16 protein-coding genes are annotated in these 15,839 nt (G+C 69.7%); 13 read left to right on the top strand and 3 right to left on the bottom strand.

Translation table 11 applies throughout. The annotated features are described in order from the left end of the window. Window positions 1–35: 35 nt before the first annotated feature. The 13 genes from ACIBJC_RS15315 to ACIBJC_RS15375 all read left to right on the top strand — a co-directional run bounded on the left by ACIBJC_RS15315 (window position 36) and on the right by ACIBJC_RS15375 (window position 11,594). Window positions 36–2,960, top strand: coding sequence for a phage tail tape measure protein (locus ACIBJC_RS15315; protein ID WP_399292233.1), 2,925 nt, complete (start codon window positions 36–38; stop codon window positions 2,958–2,960). Continuing rightward, complete coding sequence (locus ACIBJC_RS15320) at window positions 2,957–6,334, top strand: hypothetical protein (protein WP_399292235.1); 3,378 nt, start codon at window positions 2,957–2,959, stop codon at window positions 6,332–6,334. Before ACIBJC_RS15315 ends, ACIBJC_RS15320 begins: the two co-directional genes overlap by 4 nt. A gap of 9 nt (window positions 6,335–6,343) precedes the next feature. Then, window positions 6,344–6,841, top strand: coding sequence for a hypothetical protein (locus ACIBJC_RS15325; RefSeq protein ID WP_399292237.1), 498 nt, complete (start codon window positions 6,344–6,346; stop codon window positions 6,839–6,841). A gap of 66 nt (window positions 6,842–6,907) precedes the next feature. Next, window positions 6,908–7,129, top strand: coding sequence for a hypothetical protein (locus ACIBJC_RS15330; protein ID WP_399292239.1), 222 nt, complete (start codon window positions 6,908–6,910; stop codon window positions 7,127–7,129). A 3-nt stretch (window positions 7,130–7,132) separates the two neighbouring features. Continuing rightward, a complete protein-coding gene (locus ACIBJC_RS15335) occupies window positions 7,133–7,312 on the top strand; it encodes a hypothetical protein (RefSeq protein WP_399292241.1) in 180 nt (59 codons plus the stop codon). A 2-nt stretch (window positions 7,313–7,314) separates the two neighbouring features. Continuing rightward, window positions 7,315–8,202 (top strand): N-acetylmuramoyl-L-alanine amidase, encoded by an 888-nt coding sequence (locus ACIBJC_RS15340; protein ID WP_399292243.1) that lies wholly within the window; start codon window positions 7,315–7,317, stop codon window positions 8,200–8,202. Window positions 8,203–8,226: 24 nt separating this feature from the next. Further along, window positions 8,227–8,481: a holin gene (locus tag ACIBJC_RS15345; protein WP_399292245.1), complete on the top strand. Its 255-nt coding sequence runs from the start codon at window positions 8,227–8,229 to the stop codon at window positions 8,479–8,481. Further along, on the top strand, window positions 8,481–8,915 hold the full coding sequence (locus tag ACIBJC_RS15350; RefSeq protein WP_399292247.1) for a hypothetical protein: 435 nt from the start codon (window positions 8,481–8,483) through the stop codon (window positions 8,913–8,915). The genes ACIBJC_RS15345 and ACIBJC_RS15350 overlap by 1 nt, the downstream gene beginning before the upstream one ends. Beyond that, on the top strand, window positions 8,897–9,160 hold the full coding sequence (locus tag ACIBJC_RS15355; protein ID WP_399292249.1) for a hypothetical protein: 264 nt from the start codon (window positions 8,897–8,899) through the stop codon (window positions 9,158–9,160). The genes ACIBJC_RS15350 and ACIBJC_RS15355 overlap by 19 nt, the downstream gene beginning before the upstream one ends. A 152-nt stretch (window positions 9,161–9,312) precedes the next feature. Next, entirely contained in the window at window positions 9,313–10,542 is a 1,230-nt protein-coding gene (locus ACIBJC_RS15360; RefSeq protein ID WP_399292251.1) for a helix-turn-helix domain-containing protein, read from the top strand. Window positions 10,543–10,636: 94 nt separating this feature from the next. Further along, window positions 10,637–11,026: a hypothetical protein gene (locus ACIBJC_RS15365; RefSeq protein ID WP_399292253.1), complete on the top strand. Its 390-nt coding sequence runs from the start codon at window positions 10,637–10,639 to the stop codon at window positions 11,024–11,026. After that, window positions 11,023–11,220, top strand: coding sequence for a hypothetical protein (locus ACIBJC_RS15370; RefSeq protein WP_399292255.1), 198 nt, complete (start codon window positions 11,023–11,025; stop codon window positions 11,218–11,220). Before ACIBJC_RS15365 ends, ACIBJC_RS15370 begins: the two co-directional genes overlap by 4 nt. A 173-nt stretch (window positions 11,221–11,393) precedes the next feature. Continuing rightward, the gene (locus tag ACIBJC_RS15375; RefSeq protein WP_399292257.1) at window positions 11,394–11,594 is read left to right on the top strand and encodes a hypothetical protein; all 201 of its coding nucleotides are present in this window, start codon (window positions 11,394–11,396) and stop codon (window positions 11,592–11,594) included. A 179-nt stretch (window positions 11,595–11,773) separates the two neighbouring features. On the opposite strand, the gene ACIBJC_RS15380 is transcribed toward ACIBJC_RS15375, so the two are convergent. The 3 genes from ACIBJC_RS15380 to ACIBJC_RS15390 form a co-directional block, all read right to left on the bottom strand. Continuing rightward, window positions 11,774–12,058 carry a helix-turn-helix domain-containing protein gene (locus tag ACIBJC_RS15380; RefSeq protein ID WP_399292259.1) on the bottom strand — a complete coding sequence of 95 codons (285 nt, stop codon included), beginning with the start codon at window positions 12,056–12,058 and terminating at the stop codon, window positions 11,774–11,776. A 650-nt stretch (window positions 12,059–12,708) separates the two neighbouring features. Further along, window positions 12,709–14,301 (bottom strand): hypothetical protein, encoded by a 1,593-nt coding sequence (locus ACIBJC_RS15385; RefSeq protein WP_399292261.1) that lies wholly within the window; start codon window positions 14,299–14,301, stop codon window positions 12,709–12,711. 168 nt (window positions 14,302–14,469) lie between these two features. Further along, complete coding sequence (locus ACIBJC_RS15390) at window positions 14,470–15,729, bottom strand: LCP family protein (protein WP_399292263.1); 1,260 nt, start codon at window positions 15,727–15,729, stop codon at window positions 14,470–14,472. Window positions 15,730–15,839 lie beyond the last annotated feature (110 nt).

A 15,839-nucleotide genomic window follows, 5' to 3' on the forward strand; every position in this document is an offset into this window, starting at 1 on the left:
GAAAAACTGAAGAGCTGACCTGAGGGAGGTGCCCTATGGCTGACACCTCCCTGGTCTTCAACCTCGTGGCGCGGGACCGCGCGTCCGCAACCGTGTCGCGCATGGGCGAGAAGTTCAACACCGCGGCGGCCGGGATCGGGGTCGGCTTCGCCGCCGTCCTGGGGGCCTCCGTGGTGGAGGGCCTCAACATGGAGTCCGCGAACGCCAAGCTGACCGCGCAGCTCGGCCTCGGCCCGGCCGAAGCGGCGCAGGCCGCCGACGCCGCAGCCTCCGTCTACGCGGACGCCTGGGGCGAGTCCATCGATCAGGTCAACCTCGCCGTCAAGGGCGTGTACCAGAACATCGGGGACACCAGCGCGGCCGAGGGCGGGCTGGAGGGCGTCACCTCCAAGGTCCTCGCCCTGGCCCAGACCTACGACCAGGACCTCACCATGGCCACCGCGGCGGCCGGCCAGATGGTCCGTACCGGTCTGGCCGAGAACACCGACGAGGCCCTGGACATCATCGCCACCGGCCTGGGCACGGCCGCCGACAAGTCCGGCGACCTCCTCGAATCTCTCAACGAGTACTCCACCCAGTGGCGCCGCGTGGGCCTGGACGGCGAGACGTCCATCGGCCTGATCAACCAGGCCCTGCAAAACGGTGCCCGCGACGCCGACCAGGTCTCGGACGCGATCGGCCAGTTCGGCGAGCGCGCCCTCGCAGGCGGCCCTCCGGTCGAAGAGGCGTACAAGTCCATCGGCCTGTCCGCCGACGACATGGCCAAGAAGATCGGCGCCGGGGGCAGCAGCGCGGAGCAGGCGTTGCAGATGACCCTGGACGCGCTGCGCGGCACCAAGGACGAGACCGTCAAGCTCAACGCCGCCGCCGCACTGTTCGGGGACCCGGCGAACGTCATGGGCGACGCCCTGTACGCGATGGATCCGGCGTCCGCCGCGGCGGCGGCCGGGATGGGCAAGGCTGAGGGGGCCATGGACCGGCTCATGGCCTCCATGGGCGGCACCTCCGCGAAGCAACTGGAGTCGTTCAAGCGGAAGGTGCTGGTGGAAGTCGGGCAGATCGCCGGTTCCCTGATCTCCTTCGTGTCGCAGAACAAGGACGTTGTTCTGCCGGTCGTCCTCGGTTTCACCGCCCTGGCCGCCGTTGTCCTGGCCGCCCGCGTCGCGATGTTCACGTACTCCACCATCAGCTCCGTGGTGAGCGCGGCCCACGCCGTCATCTCGTCATCGACGTGGACCGTCATCGGGAACTGGGTACGGATGACGGCGATGGGCCTGATGGCCTACGCCCGGATCGCCGGTGCGGCCGTCCTGTCTGCGGCGACCACGGGCGCGGCCTGGGTGGGCTCCGCCCTCGTCAGTATCGGCACGTGGATCGCCGCGGTGATCCGCGCGGGCGTGACGGCCGCCGGCCAGTTCGTGATGATGGCCGCGCGCGCGGTCGCGTGGGCTGCGGTGATGGCCGCACAGTGGCTGATCGCTATGGGTCCGATCGGCTGGGCGATCGCCGCGGTGATCGGCCTGGCCGTCCTGATCATCGCCAACTGGGCCAGGATCAAGGCAGCGACGAGCGCGGCCTGGTCCTGGGTGTGGGGGAAGATCAAGTCGGTGGCGGCGTCCATCGTCACCTCGGTCTCCGGTGCGGTCACTCGGGCGCTCGCGGCGTGGGATCGGTTCAGGGCGGGTGCGGTCGCCAAGGCGAGCGCGGTGGTGGCGTGGATGCGGGGCCTGCCCGGCCGTCTCGCTGGCGCGCTCGGCAACCTCGGCAGTCTCCTCGTCAGCAAGGGCCGCGCCGTGGTCCAGGGTCTGTGGTCCGGGATCGTCAGCATGGGCGGCTGGATCCGCAGCAAGCTGATGAGCTGGGCTCGCAGCATGATCCCGGGGCCGATCGCGAAAGCCCTGGGGATCGCCTCGCCGAGCAAGGTCACGACAGCTCAAGGCAGATGGGTCGCGCGGGGCCTGGTGGCCGGTCTCACCGGCAGTACGAAGCAGGTCAAAGCAGCGGCCACGAAGCTCGCGGACATCGTGCGCGACTCGATGCGCCCCGGCAAGGCCCGTACGGCGGCGCTCGGCAAGATCAGCAAGGGCACCAGCCAGCTCGTCACGCTCGCCAACAAGGAGGCGGCGCTGGCCGCCCGGCTGAAGACCGCCACGAAGTCCCTGAAGGACCAGATCGCCGCCCGCGACAAGCTCGCCGCCGACGTCCGAAAGGGCGTACTCGACGGCGCGGCCATCACCCAGGGCACCGACGGCGCCACCACCGCGTCCAGCATCCTGGCCCAGCTCACCCAGAAGACCAACCAGGCCCGCCAGTTCGCCACCCAGCTCGCGACCCTCCGCAAGAAGGGAGTAAGAAGCGACCTGATCGGACAGACCGCGACGGCTGGAGTCGAGCAGGGCATCGGCGCTGCCAACGCCCTCGCCACCGCGAGCACCGCGCAGATCCGGCAGATCAACGCCACCCAGGCCAGCCTCGTCAGCGCGGCCGGCGCCGCCGGCGCCACCGCCGGAAACGCGATGTACGGGGCGGGGATCCAGGCCGCGCAGGGCATCGTCAAGGGACTCCAGTCCCAGCAGAAGGCCATCGACAAGCAGATGGCGACGATCGCCAAGTCCATGGCGTCCTCGATCAAAAAGGCCCTCGGTATTCGCAGCCCCTCGCGGCTGATGGCCGACCAGGTGGGCCGCTTCGTGCCGCTCGGCGTGGCCGCGGGGATGGCCGACACCCAGGGCGTGCTGGACCGGGCCATGACCGCCATGGTCCAGGCGCCCCCGCCCGCCGCCGCAGGCCCCGGGCGCACAGTCGCCCCGGCGCCCCTTCCCGCCAGCAGCAGCGGCGGGCGGACCGTCCTGGAGATCCGCTCCGGCGGATCGCGCGTGGACGACTTCCTCGTAGAGCTGCTCCGCAAGGCCGTACGCGACCGCGGCGGCAACGTCCAACTCGTGATCGGACAGAAGTGATCGCATTCCCCACCGACCCGCTGGACGTCCGGACCGAACTCCAGCTCGCCGGCCGTTGGACAGACATCAGCCCGTACGTCTACACCCGCGAGCCCATCACCATCACCCAGGGCCTGGCGAACGAGGGCACGGTCGTTGACCCTGGCCGCTGCGAGGTCACCCTCAACAACCGGCAAGGCAGGTTCTCCCCGAAGAACCCCATGTCGCCGTACTACGGGCTCATCGGCCGCAACACCCCGCTGCGGGTGTCCGTCCCGGGGCCCGAGTCCTACCTCGCGCTGGACGGAACCCCCGCAGCGACCGCGTCCACCCCGCACGTCGCCGCGCTCGGCATCACGGGCGACCTGGACGTGAGGGTGGAAGCGACGGTCGACTGGTACGCCACCCGCCCCCAGAACCTGATCGGCAAATGGGACTCGGCGAACGCGGCCAGGGCGTGGATGCTGCAACTGGAGAACGGGCTGATCCGCATCCGGATGTCACCGGACGGCGCTCTGAGCTACTTCGCCGCCTGGCTTCTGCCAGCGCTGCCGGAGTGCGCGGCCCTCCGTGTCGCTGTCGACATCGACAACGGCACCACCTGGACGGCCTGGGCGTACTGGGCACCGACCCTGTCCGGCCCGTGGACGCCCATCGGTACGCCGATCACGGGATCTGTGGTCATCGGCTCGCTGTACGCCGCACCCGGGGTGCCGCTGCTGATCGCGCCGACGTCCACGACGATCGTCCCCAACTGGACGCCCGCCGCCGGCCGGATACACCGCGCGGAGGTCCGTTCCGGCATCGGCGGCACGGTCGTTGCGGCGCCCGACTTCCGGGCCAGGACAGCGGGAACCGTCACCTTCACCGACACCCCCGGTCGCACCTGGTCCGTGAACGCGCCGGCCGTCGTTGATGACCGGGCGTACCGGTTCGTGGGTGAGGTGTCCGCGTGGCCGACGGAGTGGGATGTCAGCGGCGAGGACGTGTGGACCAGCGTGGAAGCCTCGGGGATCCTGCGGCGCCTCGGACAGGGCAACAAGCCCCTCGACAGCACGCTGCGGCGCCGGGTCCCGAGTGCACCGTCCCTGCTGGCGTACTGGCCCATGGAGGACGGCGCCTCCAGCGTCCAGGCGTACAGCCCCGTCCCCGGCGTCCGGCCCGCGGCACTGTCAGGGGTGGACTGGGCCGCCAACGACAGCCTCGCCGGATCCTCCGCCCTGCCCAAGCTGCAAAACCCCGCAGCACTGTCCGCGGCGGTGCCGCGCAGCACCACCGCCGGGTGGCAGGTGGAGATGGTCTACAACCTGCCCGTACTGCCGTCCTTTCAGACGGAGATCCTCCGCGTGGCCGTCACCGGGAGCGTCATGCGCACCGCCGTCGTGTACGCGTCCGGTGCGGGAATCCGCCTGGAAGCCCGCGACGCGGACGACAACCTCGTCAACTGGAACATCAACACGATCCCCTTCGCCATCGCCGCGTTCTGGGGGAAGTGGAACAGGCTCCAACTCTTCACGAGCATCTCCGGGACGACGACCACGCTGGCGCTGGCCTGGCGCGACGTCGGGGCGAATAGCTGGATCTTCGTCACCACCTCGTTCACCGCGACGATGGGCACGGTGACCGGCATCTCCGGCACGTGGGGTGCGGCAACCGAGGGGATGGCGCTGGGGCACCTGTCTGTGTGCGCGACCCCGGGCACCGGCAGCAACCCCGGCTCCACCATCTACTCGGGGGCCGACGACGGGTTCGCGGGGGAGACAGTCCGCACCCGTATCCTGCGCCTGGCCGACGAAGAGGCCCGGCTCGCCCTCAGCTACTACGGTGACGCCGGAGCCGACACCGAACGCCTCGGGCCGCAACTGCCCGGCGCCCTGACGGAGATGCTCCAGGCCGCCGCAGAGACCGACGGCGGGATCCTGCACGAGCAGCGCGACGCCCTGGCCCTCGTCTACCGCGACCGGGCCAGCCTCTACAACCAGGCCCCGGCCCTGACCCTCGACTACCTCGCCACCGGCGAAGTCGCCCCGCCGCTCAAGCCGGTGGAGGACGACCAGCGGGTACGCAACGACGTCACCGTCCAACGCGACCGTGGCAGCTCGGGGCGGGTGGTCATCGAGACCGGGCCGATGTCCGTGCTCCCCCCGGAGCAGGGCGGCATCGGCATCGTGGACGAGTCGGTCACCCTGTCCCTCGCGTCCGACGCGCAAACCGAGCAGATCGCCGGGTGGCGCGCGCACCTGGGAACCGCCGACGAGCCCCGCTACCCGGCCGTCCACGTCCAGCTCCACACCGCCACCCATCTGATCCCGAGCGTGCTCGCCCTGCGGATCGGCGACAAAGGCGTCATCCGGCGCACGCCCGTGTGGCTGCCGCCCGGCGACATCGAGTTCCTCGTCTACGGGTACACCGAGGTCCTCGACCAGACCACGTGGGACCTCACGATGAACGCCGTACCGGGCGGCCCCTGGACCGTCGGCGTGGTCGATGACCCCGTCCAGGGCCGCGCGGACACCAGCGGCACAGTCCTCGCCGCCGCGGTCACCAGCACCGAGACCGGCCTGGAACTCCACACGGACCTGACGGCCAGCCCCCTGTGGGCCGACAGCTCCGGCTACCCCGGCGAGTTCCCGTTCGACCTGCGGTTCGGCGGGGAGGTGGCCCGGGTCACCGCCCTCACCAACCGGCTCGACCAGTTCACCCGCACCGTCGCCAACTCGTGGGGCACCGCCACCTCCGGCCAGGCGTGGACGCAGGCCGGCGGACTCGCCTCGGACCGGTCGGTCACCAGCGGCAGAGGCGTCATCACCCTGCCCGCGAACATCAGCTCCATCCGATACCAGCAACTCGTAGACGCCGCCGTCACCGACTGCGAGGTCCGCGTACGGATGTCCGTGTCCGCGGTCGCCACCGGCGCATCGATCGTGCCCGGGGTACTCCTGCGCTGCTTCGACACCAGCAACTTCTACCGAGCGCGGATCCACTTCGGCACCGGCGGCACGATGTTCGTGTCCGTCACCCGCGACACCACCCAGATCGGCGCCAGCCCCGCCCTGCCCTACAGCTACGCCGCCGGAGACGAGTTCGAGCTGCGGGTACGGCTGGCCGGCCACACCATGCAGATGCGGGTGTGGCCCGTGGGCACGGTGGAGCCCATCGGCCTCTGGCACCACACCGAGACCGTCATCACCAACACGATCCCGGTCGGCACCATCGGCATCACCGCGTCCGCGTTCGCGGGCATGACCAACGTCAACCTCGCAATGAGGTTCGACAACTTCGAGGTCGTCACCCCGCAGCTCGCGACCATCGTTCGGTCGGCCAACGGCATCACCAAGCCTCACGCGGCCGGCACCGACGCGCGCCTGGCCGTCCCGACCATTACCGCACTGTAGGAGGACCCGATGGCCTGGCTCGCAGGACAGCGCATCACCGCCCAGCGGCTCCGTGACGAGACACAGAACACGGTGAACTACTCGGCGATCACCGCGAACACGGCCACCACCACCGCGGCGGAAGTGATCGGGATGACAACGACCCCCGTGACCTTCCGCTCGGGCCGTGCCTACCGCGTCACGTACAAGGGCGCCATGGCCTCATCGACCGCCGGCCAGCAGGGCACCATGGCCGTGCGGAAGGGCACTGTGACGGGCATGACGTTCGTCAACGGCTTCCGCCTCTACCTGCCCGCGAACGGCACGGTCGCCTTCGTCTTCTCCGGGATCTCCTCCAACACGACGGGGTCGGACATCACCACCACCCTCGTAGGGACCTACGGACTCACCGTCCAGGTCACCAGCGGCACCGTGAACCTCGGCGCCTCCCCGTCCAACCCGGCCTACATCCACGTGGAAGACATCGGACCGTCCGGGGACTACACCGGCGTCACAGCAATCGTCTGACCCACACCCGAGCCCCGAGCCGACCCGGCCGGGGCTCCTTGCACGCCCTCACCCTGGGAGGCACCCATGTCCGACGTCCTCGGCATCGACCCCACCCCGCTCCAGCTCGGCCAGCTCGCCGCCGCCGCGTACAGCGAAAGCACCGGCGGCCGTACCCACGACGGCCGGCCGATCCCCGCCTGGGACGACCTCGGTGCCAGCGTCCAGGCCGCGTGGATCGCAGCGGCCACCGCCGTCGCCCACGCCGTCACCCCCCTCACCGAACCGGCCGAACAGGAAGAGGGCTGACAAATGTCCGTCGATCCCACCCCGGTCGACCACGACCACCTCTGGTGCACCACCACGGAGGCGTACCACCTGCACCAGCCCCTCCTGGCCGAGCAGCTCGGGCTCCTCACTGAAACCTCCGCGACCAATCCGGCTGCGATCCCCGCCGCGCTGCGCGGCCCCAACTGGACCCCAGAGGACTGATCATGGCCAAACCCCTGTCCGCCGCTGCGTTCCTCGCGGCCCTACGCGCCGAGGGCGTGAAGGTCAAAGAGGTCGGCGACTGGCCTACGCACAACCGCAATCACAAGGGCCCCTGGGGCCCGGCCAACGGCGTGATGATCCACCACACCGTCACCTCCGGCACCGACGCGTCCGTACGAATCTGCCGCGACGGATACGCCGCCCTGCCGGGGCCGCTGTGCCACGGCGTCATCGACAAGACCGGTGTCGTCCACCTCGTCGGCCACGGCCGGACGAACCACGCCGGGGGCGGCGACCCGAAGGTCCTCGCGCGCGTGATCGCCGAGGACTACGGCGACCGGCCGCCCAAGCCCACCCAGGGCAACACCGGCGGCGAGGACGGCAACGCCCGCTTCTACGGCTTCGAGTGCGTCAACCTCGGCGACGGGAAGGACCCGTGGCCACCGGCCCAGCTCGACGCGATCGAGCGAGCCTCGGCCGCGCTGTGCCGGGCGCACGGGTGGGGGGCGAAGAGCGTGGTCGGGCATGCGGAGTGGTCGAGCGACAAGGTCGATCCCCGAGGGGTCGGGATGCCCGGCATGCGCGACCGGATCGCTACCAGGCTCAAGCACCCCGCGTCCTGGTCACGCGGCAGCTCGAAGCCCACCAACCCGGCCCCGCCGAAGGAGACACCCGTGGCCACCACCGACAGCAAGGTCACTGCCCTCCACTCCAACCTGCTCACCATCGGCTCCCTCACCGAAGTCGACGGCAAGGGCGCCCGAGTGAACCACGGCGCCGGCTACTACCTCGCCCACATCGAGCGCGACACCACCGCGCTCCAGCTCAAGGTCGACCGGCTGGAGAAGACGCTGGCCGAAGTCCTCGCGCTCCTCAAGACCAAGTCCTGACCCGCACAGACGAAGGGATTCACCATGACCACTTCCGCGTTCTGGACCGCCACGTTCGAGCGGATGATCCGCACGTTCGCCCAGGCCGTCCTCGCGCTCCTGGGCGGCGACGGCCTCGGCCTGGTCGACGTCGACTGGGGCACCGCGCTCTCCGTCGGCGGCCTGGCCGCCGTCGCCGCACTGCTGACCGCCATCGTCGCCAGCGGCGGCACCACCGGGCCGGGCATCACCGAGACCGTCGCAACCGCGGCTACCCCGCGCGGCCCCACGAGCATCTGATGCGGGCGGCGGCACGGACCGTCAGTCGCCGCCGCGCCATCCTCGTGACCCTCGGCGCGGGTTGGCTCGGCTACGGAGTGCTCGGCATCCTCGCCAACCCCCGCCAGGGCACAACCCAGCTCCTCGCCGACATCACCCGCTGGGTGCCGATGACCGCGCTCGGCTGGCTGTGGGTGGCGGCCGGGGCCGTCGCAATGGTGGCCGGCGCGGCGGTCCGCTGCCCGCGCCTCCAGTCCGCCGGGTACGCGGCACTCGCCGCGCTCGCCGGACTGTGGGCGGCGGCGTTCACCATCGCCATCCCCCGGACCCCAACCGCGTCGGGGTCGGCGTGCATCTGGGTGGCGATCGCGCTGGCTGTGGTGCTGGCCGCGGGCATGGACGATCCACTGCCCGCGCATCTGAGAAAGGCGCGCGCGTGGACATCGCAGGAGTAGCCGCGGCCGTCGTCGGCCTGGTCGTCGGCGTCCTCGGCTGGACCCAGAGCAGGGCCACCAACAGGCGGAGCGACTTCACCACGATCACGGAAAGGCTCGATCGCGAGCTGCGGGTGGAGCGCGAGCAGCGCCGGATCCAGACGTACTACCTGGTGGCCCTGGTGAAGTGGGGCCGCCGGGTCGCCCCTGAGGGTGATCCGGTCCCGGAGCCTCCGCCCGAGCTGGACCTCAGCCCCTGGGCATGACCGCGCCCCGCCCTCCTCCGGGAGGGTGGGGCGCTTTGTCATGTCCGGGAAACGGAGAGGGCCTTGCGGTCACAGTTCCGCAAGGCCCTTCCATGTAACCCGGCCGTCTGACGGGGGTACATTTCCCAGTGGACGCTAGGAATGGAGCCAGTATGCCCCACTACAGCGATGCCCACGGGACCGCAGACAACAACGGGCAGCGCCTCGCGCGCCTCCGGATGCGCCGCCGCTGGACACAACAACGCCTCGCCACCGAGACCGGATACTCCCTCTCCTCCGTGAAAGCCTTTGAGCAAGGCCGAAGGGCACTCGACAGGCCCGCGGTCATCCTTCCTCTGTGCAGGGCACTCGACTGCCACCCCACCGAAATCACCGGCGGCCCCGTCGTCCCGCCACAGAGCGACCAGGAGGGCCAGGACGCGGTCGCCGGGGTAGCGGCAGTGCGGCGCGCGATCCTCCGACACGGCCGGCCTGCACGTCCCACCGAACAGGAGGCCCTGGAAGTCGACCTCCAGGGCCTGCGCCGCCGCACAGCCGAGGCCAACAGCCAGCGCGCCTCCGCAGCCTTCTCGAAGTCCAGCCAGAACCTTCCGGCGCTGCTCCGGGACCTCCAGGTGGCCGCCGAGATCTGTGAGGGAGACGAGCGGCGGACGGCCTTTGCGTTGCTCACGTCGGCGTACGAGTGCGCCATGCAGTACCTCTACAAGCTCGGGCATGTCAGCGACGCGACTCTGGCCACGGAGCGCGTGGTCTGGTCGGCCCAGGAGACCGGGGACCCGCTGCGCATGCTGGCGGCCCACTGGTACGACGCTGGAGAGTTCCTGTCCATCGGTGAGCACGACGAGGCCGGCGCCATCATCGACTCGGCGCTCTCCGATCTGGCAGCCGTCAAGAGCCCCGGTCCTGAAGCAGTGTCCCTGCTCGGCGCGTTCGAGTTGAAGGCCTCGCTCAACTACGCCCGTGCCGCCGACGGGAAGGCGGCAGAGCAGCACTGGAAGCGCGCAGGTAAGACCGCGGACCGGCTCGGTGAGGACCGCAACGACTTCCAGCTCCAGTTCGGTCCCACCAACTTCGCCATCTGGGGTGTATCTCTCCCAGTCGAGATGGGTCGGGGGCGGCTTGCCGTAGAGCGTGCGGAGAAGGTGAAGCTCCCTGCGGAGTACTCGCCTGAGCGGAGGTCGCACCACTTCATCGACGTGGGCCGTGCCCACTTCTACAACGGCCAGCGGGAGGAAGCACTCGGGGCGTTCCTCGAAGCCGAGCGCCTGGCACCGCAGGCGACACGGATGCACTCCGGTGTCAGGGAGACCGTCGGCACCATGATCCGCACTCAGAAGCGCGGTCAGCTCGCGGAGTTCGGGATCCGCCTGGGAGTCGTCTGACCGCAAAGGGCTACATTCTGTAGCCCTTGTGTCACCCCTCAGTCCCTACCGTCAGTGGTGCAGATCACAGACTGCCAAGGACTGAGGGGCCCCTATGCCCGAGACACCGCTCGTCTTCATCTACGACCGCCACCCCAGCCTGCGCGCCCGAGGCATCCTCGACCTCCGCTTAGAGGGTTGCCAGAACTGGGCCGCAAGTCGGGCCTGGGAGATCGCCGGCCGCTGGGTCGACCTCGGAGACGACGCCCTCAGCGACGCACACCGGCCGAAGTTCACCGAACTGGCCGCGTTCATGCGCGAGGTCTCCGAGCTGACCCCGGACCGCACCCTGATCTGCCTCGTGCACCACTGGGACCGCCTCACCCGACACGGCGACCGCGCCACCTATCAGCACCGGATCGCGGCGGCGGGCGGCTACACGGCGACAACGTTTGGCGACGACGACCAGGCCGACATCCTCGCCGCCGCGCAGGACGTCCGGTGACCCGGTGCCCCGGAGGCGGCCACAACTTCCCGCACGAGGACGACCAGGCCGCGCGCTGCGACGAGCACGGCATCACCCTGATGTGGCACGGCCCGCCGATCGTGGACGCAGACCTCACCGAGGGCACTCCCTGCCTCTGTGGCTGCGGCGAGCCGGGCGGCTGGGGCGTCGACCTCGCGCGCCCTCGCCCCTGACTCCCGTGCGCCGTCGGGGTGCTCCCTGGCGTACGGGCCGGGCCCGGCCGTCCCACCCTTGCGGCCGGGCCCATCTACCGCACCAGCATCCCCAACTGAGCCCCCGACCCGGCCGAGACGCTATTACGCCGCTTCGGCCGGGTCGGGTCTAACCCGCTGACAGACTGAGGACCATGAGCGATCAGACCTGGCCCGACGCCTACCGCCCCTCGCAGAAGCCGGTTCAGTGCATCAAGTGCAAAGGAACCGCGGTGATTCTTTCCCGAGCGCTGCATCCTGGCTCGGGCGAGGTGCAGTGGCGCCTTACCTGTCTGGACTGCCGCATCGCATGGCCTCAGGACCAACACGGCGGGGAACCCGACGAATACATGTGATTGGAGTCGATCATGCGAGAGCCCGAGGCCACCAAACCGTTACAGGACGATTGCGCCAACGGCCACAAATCCACGATCTCCCTGCCCAATGGTAAGCACCGCTGCCTGGACTGTGGGGCCGAGTGGTAGCCCGCTGAAGCGGGCCAGCCGGTCCGCTGCCACGGCAACACTCGCCCCACCTACCGCCCCGGCCGGTCCACGTCCCCCGTCGTCGCCGGCCGGGGCTCTGTCTCGCGGACGAGGTCAGCGAGTGGCATGTCGAGCACCCAGGCGATACGGAGCAAGGTCGTGATCAGAGCGTCCTCGCCGGCCTCGATCCGCTGGAGAGTCACCCGGTCGATCCGGCAGGCGAGGTGCAACCGCTCCTGGGTGAGGTTCTGCGCGGTGCGCGCGGCCCGTACGCGAGCCCCTATGGCCCGGCGTCGTTCGATGGTCCATGAGTCATCATCTGGCAGTTCGCGCACTCGACAAACGCTCTGACCTGGGTCATCGTAAGTCTGCTGAATGCATTCAGCTTTTTTTGATCTTGGTATCGCATGGCGTAGCGCAAGCAGGCACTGGTCGAGCGATCGGAACGCATGTAACGTACAGGAATCGATTGTGTGTTCGATATCTGGGGGGTGGTGGCTCTGCCCACTCCTCCGGCCCCGAACGCACCAGGGTGAGCAAGGGTGGCCCCCCTCGCTGACGCCCTGGTGCTGCGCCGCCCCTCCCGCCCCCGGGAGGGGCGGCGCTCTGCTCTCAGGTCGTACTGAGGGCTGGATTTCTGGGAGGTTTCTGGGCGATGATCATGAACGGGGAGGGCGTAGGGGGAGTGTAGGGAGAGTGGTCTAGGTTGCGCTCTACGGCCCCATGGAGGCGTGATTGACCAGGCCATATCCCAGAATCGGCCCCTATTTGAGCTGGTCGTGAAGGCGGTGGCCTTTGAGTGAGCGGAGATCACCCAGATCTACGAGGGCACGAACCAGGTCCAGCGCATCGTCATGGCCCGCAACCTGCCGTAGCGGTTTTCCCGGGTCGGACCGTTCCCGTCCCGCGCGCGCCCCCGCCCCGGTCTCGTGCCGGGGCCGGGGCCGTGCAAGGGGTCCTGAACCCGGACTCCGAACGAGAGGACCTAGCGGACGTCGACGTAGTCCTCGCGCCCGCTCGACGCGTAGTGCGTCTTCACCGTGTCGACGTAGCGCATCTGCCAAGTCCCGTCCTGCTGCGCCGTGAACTGCTTGCTGAACGTGCCGTTGGTGAGGGTCTTGGCGCTGCCCAGTTCCTTCCAGGCCGCACCGCGCGTGGCGGGCTTGAAGTAGACGCGGACCTTCTGGCCCGCGTACGCCTTCCACGTGGAGCCGGACTTCTGCGTCAGCTTGCCCTTGGCCGTCAGCTTCGTGCCCTTGCGGACGCCCTCGGGGGTGACGTCGTCGCTCCGGATCTCGGTGTACGTGCGGCCGAGCTTGTGCACGCGGCTCTCCACGCCCGGGGCCGCCAGGTGGCGCAGGCGCCAGTAGCTGCCGGCCGTGCCTTTCAGCGGTGCCGTCTGCTGGAACGCGGTTCCGTACGTGGCCGTGAACCGGCCCGCGCTCGACCAGTTCTGGCCGTCCGTGGAGTGATCGATGGAGACCTGCCCCGTCGTCCCGGCGGGGTACGAGCCCGAGGTGACGTTCAGTTTCCCGCCGAAGGTGACCTTCCGGTACTTGTCCACCCCGGCCTCGACCGCCGAGAACGTGCTCGTGGCGGCCGTCCTGACCTGGACGTCGTACGGGGCGGCCGTCCCGAACCACGGCTCCTGGCCGAGAGCGAGGCGCGTGGCACCGTTCCTCGTGGCGGGGAAGGCGCCGGAGAAGGTGCCGTCGGCCTTGGTGCTCGCGAGGGGCTTGCCGTCCACCAGGACACCGACGCCGCCCGCCGGCTTCCGGGTGCCGTCGTCGGCCGTACGGGTCACCGTGCCGCGCGCGGGGACGTCGCTGCCGTACGGGGCCGTGACCGAGCGGGCGGGGGTGTCCACCGTCAGCTTGAGGGGCTGTCTGCGGACCGTCACCGGGAACGACACGTCGTTCTCCTGGAACCAGACCCTCAGGAGCGTGTCACTCTCGTAGCCGCTGAAGCCGAAGGGGATGGAGAAGCGTCCCGCCGCGTCGACGGTCGTCGTCACGAAGTCCTGGGACGTGCGCCGCGACAGGACCCCGGCCCCCGCGAACGGCTTGACCTCGCCTGTGTTCGGGTCCTGTGCGACGAGCGTGCCGTTCACCGTGGCGACGCGGTGGTCGTACGACACCGACCCGCGGTCGGCGGTGGCGGTCAGCTTCGGGGCGAGGCCGTAGGTGAGCTCACCGTTGTCACGGTCGACGAGTTCGCCCGCCGTACCGGCCCTGACCACGAGGTCCACGGTGTACACACCCATCGCGGGCAGCTCGACCGGGTCGGTCCAGAACTGCTGCTCCTCGCAGTCGTACGCGGTGGTGCACCGCCCGGCGTCCCTGAGGCCGAGCGTGGCGAGCACCGCGTCACCGCCCTTGGCGCGCACCCGGACGGTGACCTCGGACGGAAGCGAGCCGCGGTCCCAGTGCTCGTAGAGCACATGGATCCTGCCGTCCTTCTCGGCGCTCCACGCGAACGACCGGAGGTCCACCTCGGCCGCCCGCGCGGTGGGCGCGGCGATCAGCGTGGATGCGGAGAGCGCGACGGCCGTGCTCACCACGGCCATGGTCTTTCTCAAGGGTCCTCCATCGGACGTGTGCGCGTTGATCTACGGCACATTCGACCCGTCGGTCAGGAGGAAGGTTGTACGCGACATCCACCGGCCGCGGGCCCCCGCGCCACCGCCGCCGGGCCAGGGAGGCCGCGGCGGCGGAGGACGGAGAGTGGAGAGCGGAGGACGCGGGCGTCAGTCGCTGGTGACCGTGACCTTCTCGTCGTTGTTGAGCTGGTTCACCAGCTCCTTGACCTTCGTCTTGTCCCAGACCAGGTTGCCGCCCACGCTGCCCGAGATCGGCATGTTCATGGAGACGCCGTCGCCGCCCGTGATGCCCTTCATCGCGAAGAACATCTGGCCCAGCGACCAGAGCGACATGTCCTTGTCCACGATCAGGGTGTCCAGGCCCGCGCTCATCGTCGGGTAGAGCTTGAACGGGTTCAGGATCTTGCCCGGGGTGGCCGTCTGCGAGGCCAGGGCCGCCAGGAACTTCTGCTGGTTCTTCGTACGGTCCAGGTCACTGGCGGCGAACGCGTACCGCGTACGGACGAAGGCCAGCGCCTGCTCGCCGTCCAGGGTCTGCTTGCCCGCCTGGAAGTCGGCGCCCGACTTCTTGTCCTTGAACGCCTTCGGGATGTCCATCTCCACCCCGCCGATCGCGTCCACGATGTTGGCGAAGCCGGCGAAGCCGATCTCCACGTAGTGGTCGATGTACAGCCCGGTGTTGAACTCGACGGTACGGACGAGCAGCTCGGGGCCGTCCTCCGCGTACGCCGCGTTCAGCTTGGTCTGGCGGCCGGTGCTCGGGTACTCCTTGCCGGACTCCGAGCCCACGAACGACGGGATCGTCACATTCGAGTCGCGCGGCAGCGAGATCAGCGTCGGACCGTTCGACCCGTCGTGCAGGATCATCATCGAGTCGGTCCGCTTGCCCTCGGCGGAGCCCGTGTGGAGCTTCTTCTTGTCCTCGTCGGACATGCCCTCGCGGCTGTCGGAACCGACGATCAGATAGTTCGTGCCGTCGCCCTGGCTCGGCCGCTCGATGACCTTCGAGAGGTCGACCTCGCGCTTGAGCTTGCCGTCGGCCCAGAAGTACGTACCGATGGACGTGACCAGCAGCGCCACCACCAGGACCAGCGCGCCGATCTTGATCCGGCGCCCCCAGTCGGGCGCGTACCGGGGCCCGGGGGCCCCGCCGGGCTGCGGCGGGATGTAGCCGCCTCCGCCGCCCTGGCCGCCGCCCGCGCCGGCGGGGGAGCCGTAGACCTGGCCCGTGTTGTACCCGCTGTCGTAACCGGCGCCCTGCCCCTGGCCGCGCCCCTGCGCCTGCTGGGGTACGCCGCCCCGCTGCACATGCGGCATGACGCGCGCGCCTTCGGGCTGTGTGCCTCCGCTGCCGCGCCCGTAACGGTCGTTGCGGTCGCCGGTCCGCCCATCGGGCCAATCATTCATGCGCACAGTGTGCCGGGCCCGTCCGCGTCCGATCCAGGGAGGTGGGAAATCGGACCAGGCCCGTTGCGAATCTGATGCAATGCGAACCGGAATGGAGCCCTTGTGAAGGT

The sequence above is a fragment of the Streptomyces sp. NPDC050509 genome, from assembly GCF_044457965.1.
In the GTDB taxonomy this organism is placed as follows: domain Bacteria; phylum Actinomycetota; class Actinomycetes; order Streptomycetales; family Streptomycetaceae; genus Streptomyces.

Bases quoted from the DNA above. Each gene is read 5' to 3' on its own strand.
- ACIBJC_RS15330 (WP_399292239.1), top strand. From the start codon at position 6,908: ATGTCCGACGTCCTCGGCATCGACCCCACCCCGCTCCAGCTCGGCCAG.
- ACIBJC_RS15315 (WP_399292233.1), top strand. From the start codon at position 36: ATGGCTGACACCTCCCTGGTCTTCAACCTCGTGGCGCGGGACCGCGCG.
- ACIBJC_RS15390 (WP_399292263.1), bottom strand. From the start codon at position 15,729: ATGAATGATTGGCCCGATGGGCGGACCGGCGACCGCAACGACCGTTAC.
- ACIBJC_RS15345 (WP_399292245.1), top strand. From the start codon at position 8,227: ATGACCACTTCCGCGTTCTGGACCGCCACGTTCGAGCGGATGATCCGC.
- ACIBJC_RS15350 (WP_399292247.1), top strand. From the start codon at position 8,481: ATGCGGGCGGCGGCACGGACCGTCAGTCGCCGCCGCGCCATCCTCGTG.
- ACIBJC_RS15375 (WP_399292257.1), top strand. From the start codon at position 11,394: ATGAGCGATCAGACCTGGCCCGACGCCTACCGCCCCTCGCAGAAGCCG.
- ACIBJC_RS15360 (WP_399292251.1), top strand. From the start codon at position 9,313: ATGCCCCACTACAGCGATGCCCACGGGACCGCAGACAACAACGGGCAG.
- ACIBJC_RS15365 (WP_399292253.1), top strand. From the start codon at position 10,637: ATGCCCGAGACACCGCTCGTCTTCATCTACGACCGCCACCCCAGCCTG.
- ACIBJC_RS15325 (WP_399292237.1), top strand. From the start codon at position 6,344: ATGGCCTGGCTCGCAGGACAGCGCATCACCGCCCAGCGGCTCCGTGAC.
- ACIBJC_RS15340 (WP_399292243.1), top strand. From the start codon at position 7,315: ATGGCCAAACCCCTGTCCGCCGCTGCGTTCCTCGCGGCCCTACGCGCC.
- ACIBJC_RS15335 (WP_399292241.1), top strand. From the start codon at position 7,133: ATGTCCGTCGATCCCACCCCGGTCGACCACGACCACCTCTGGTGCACC.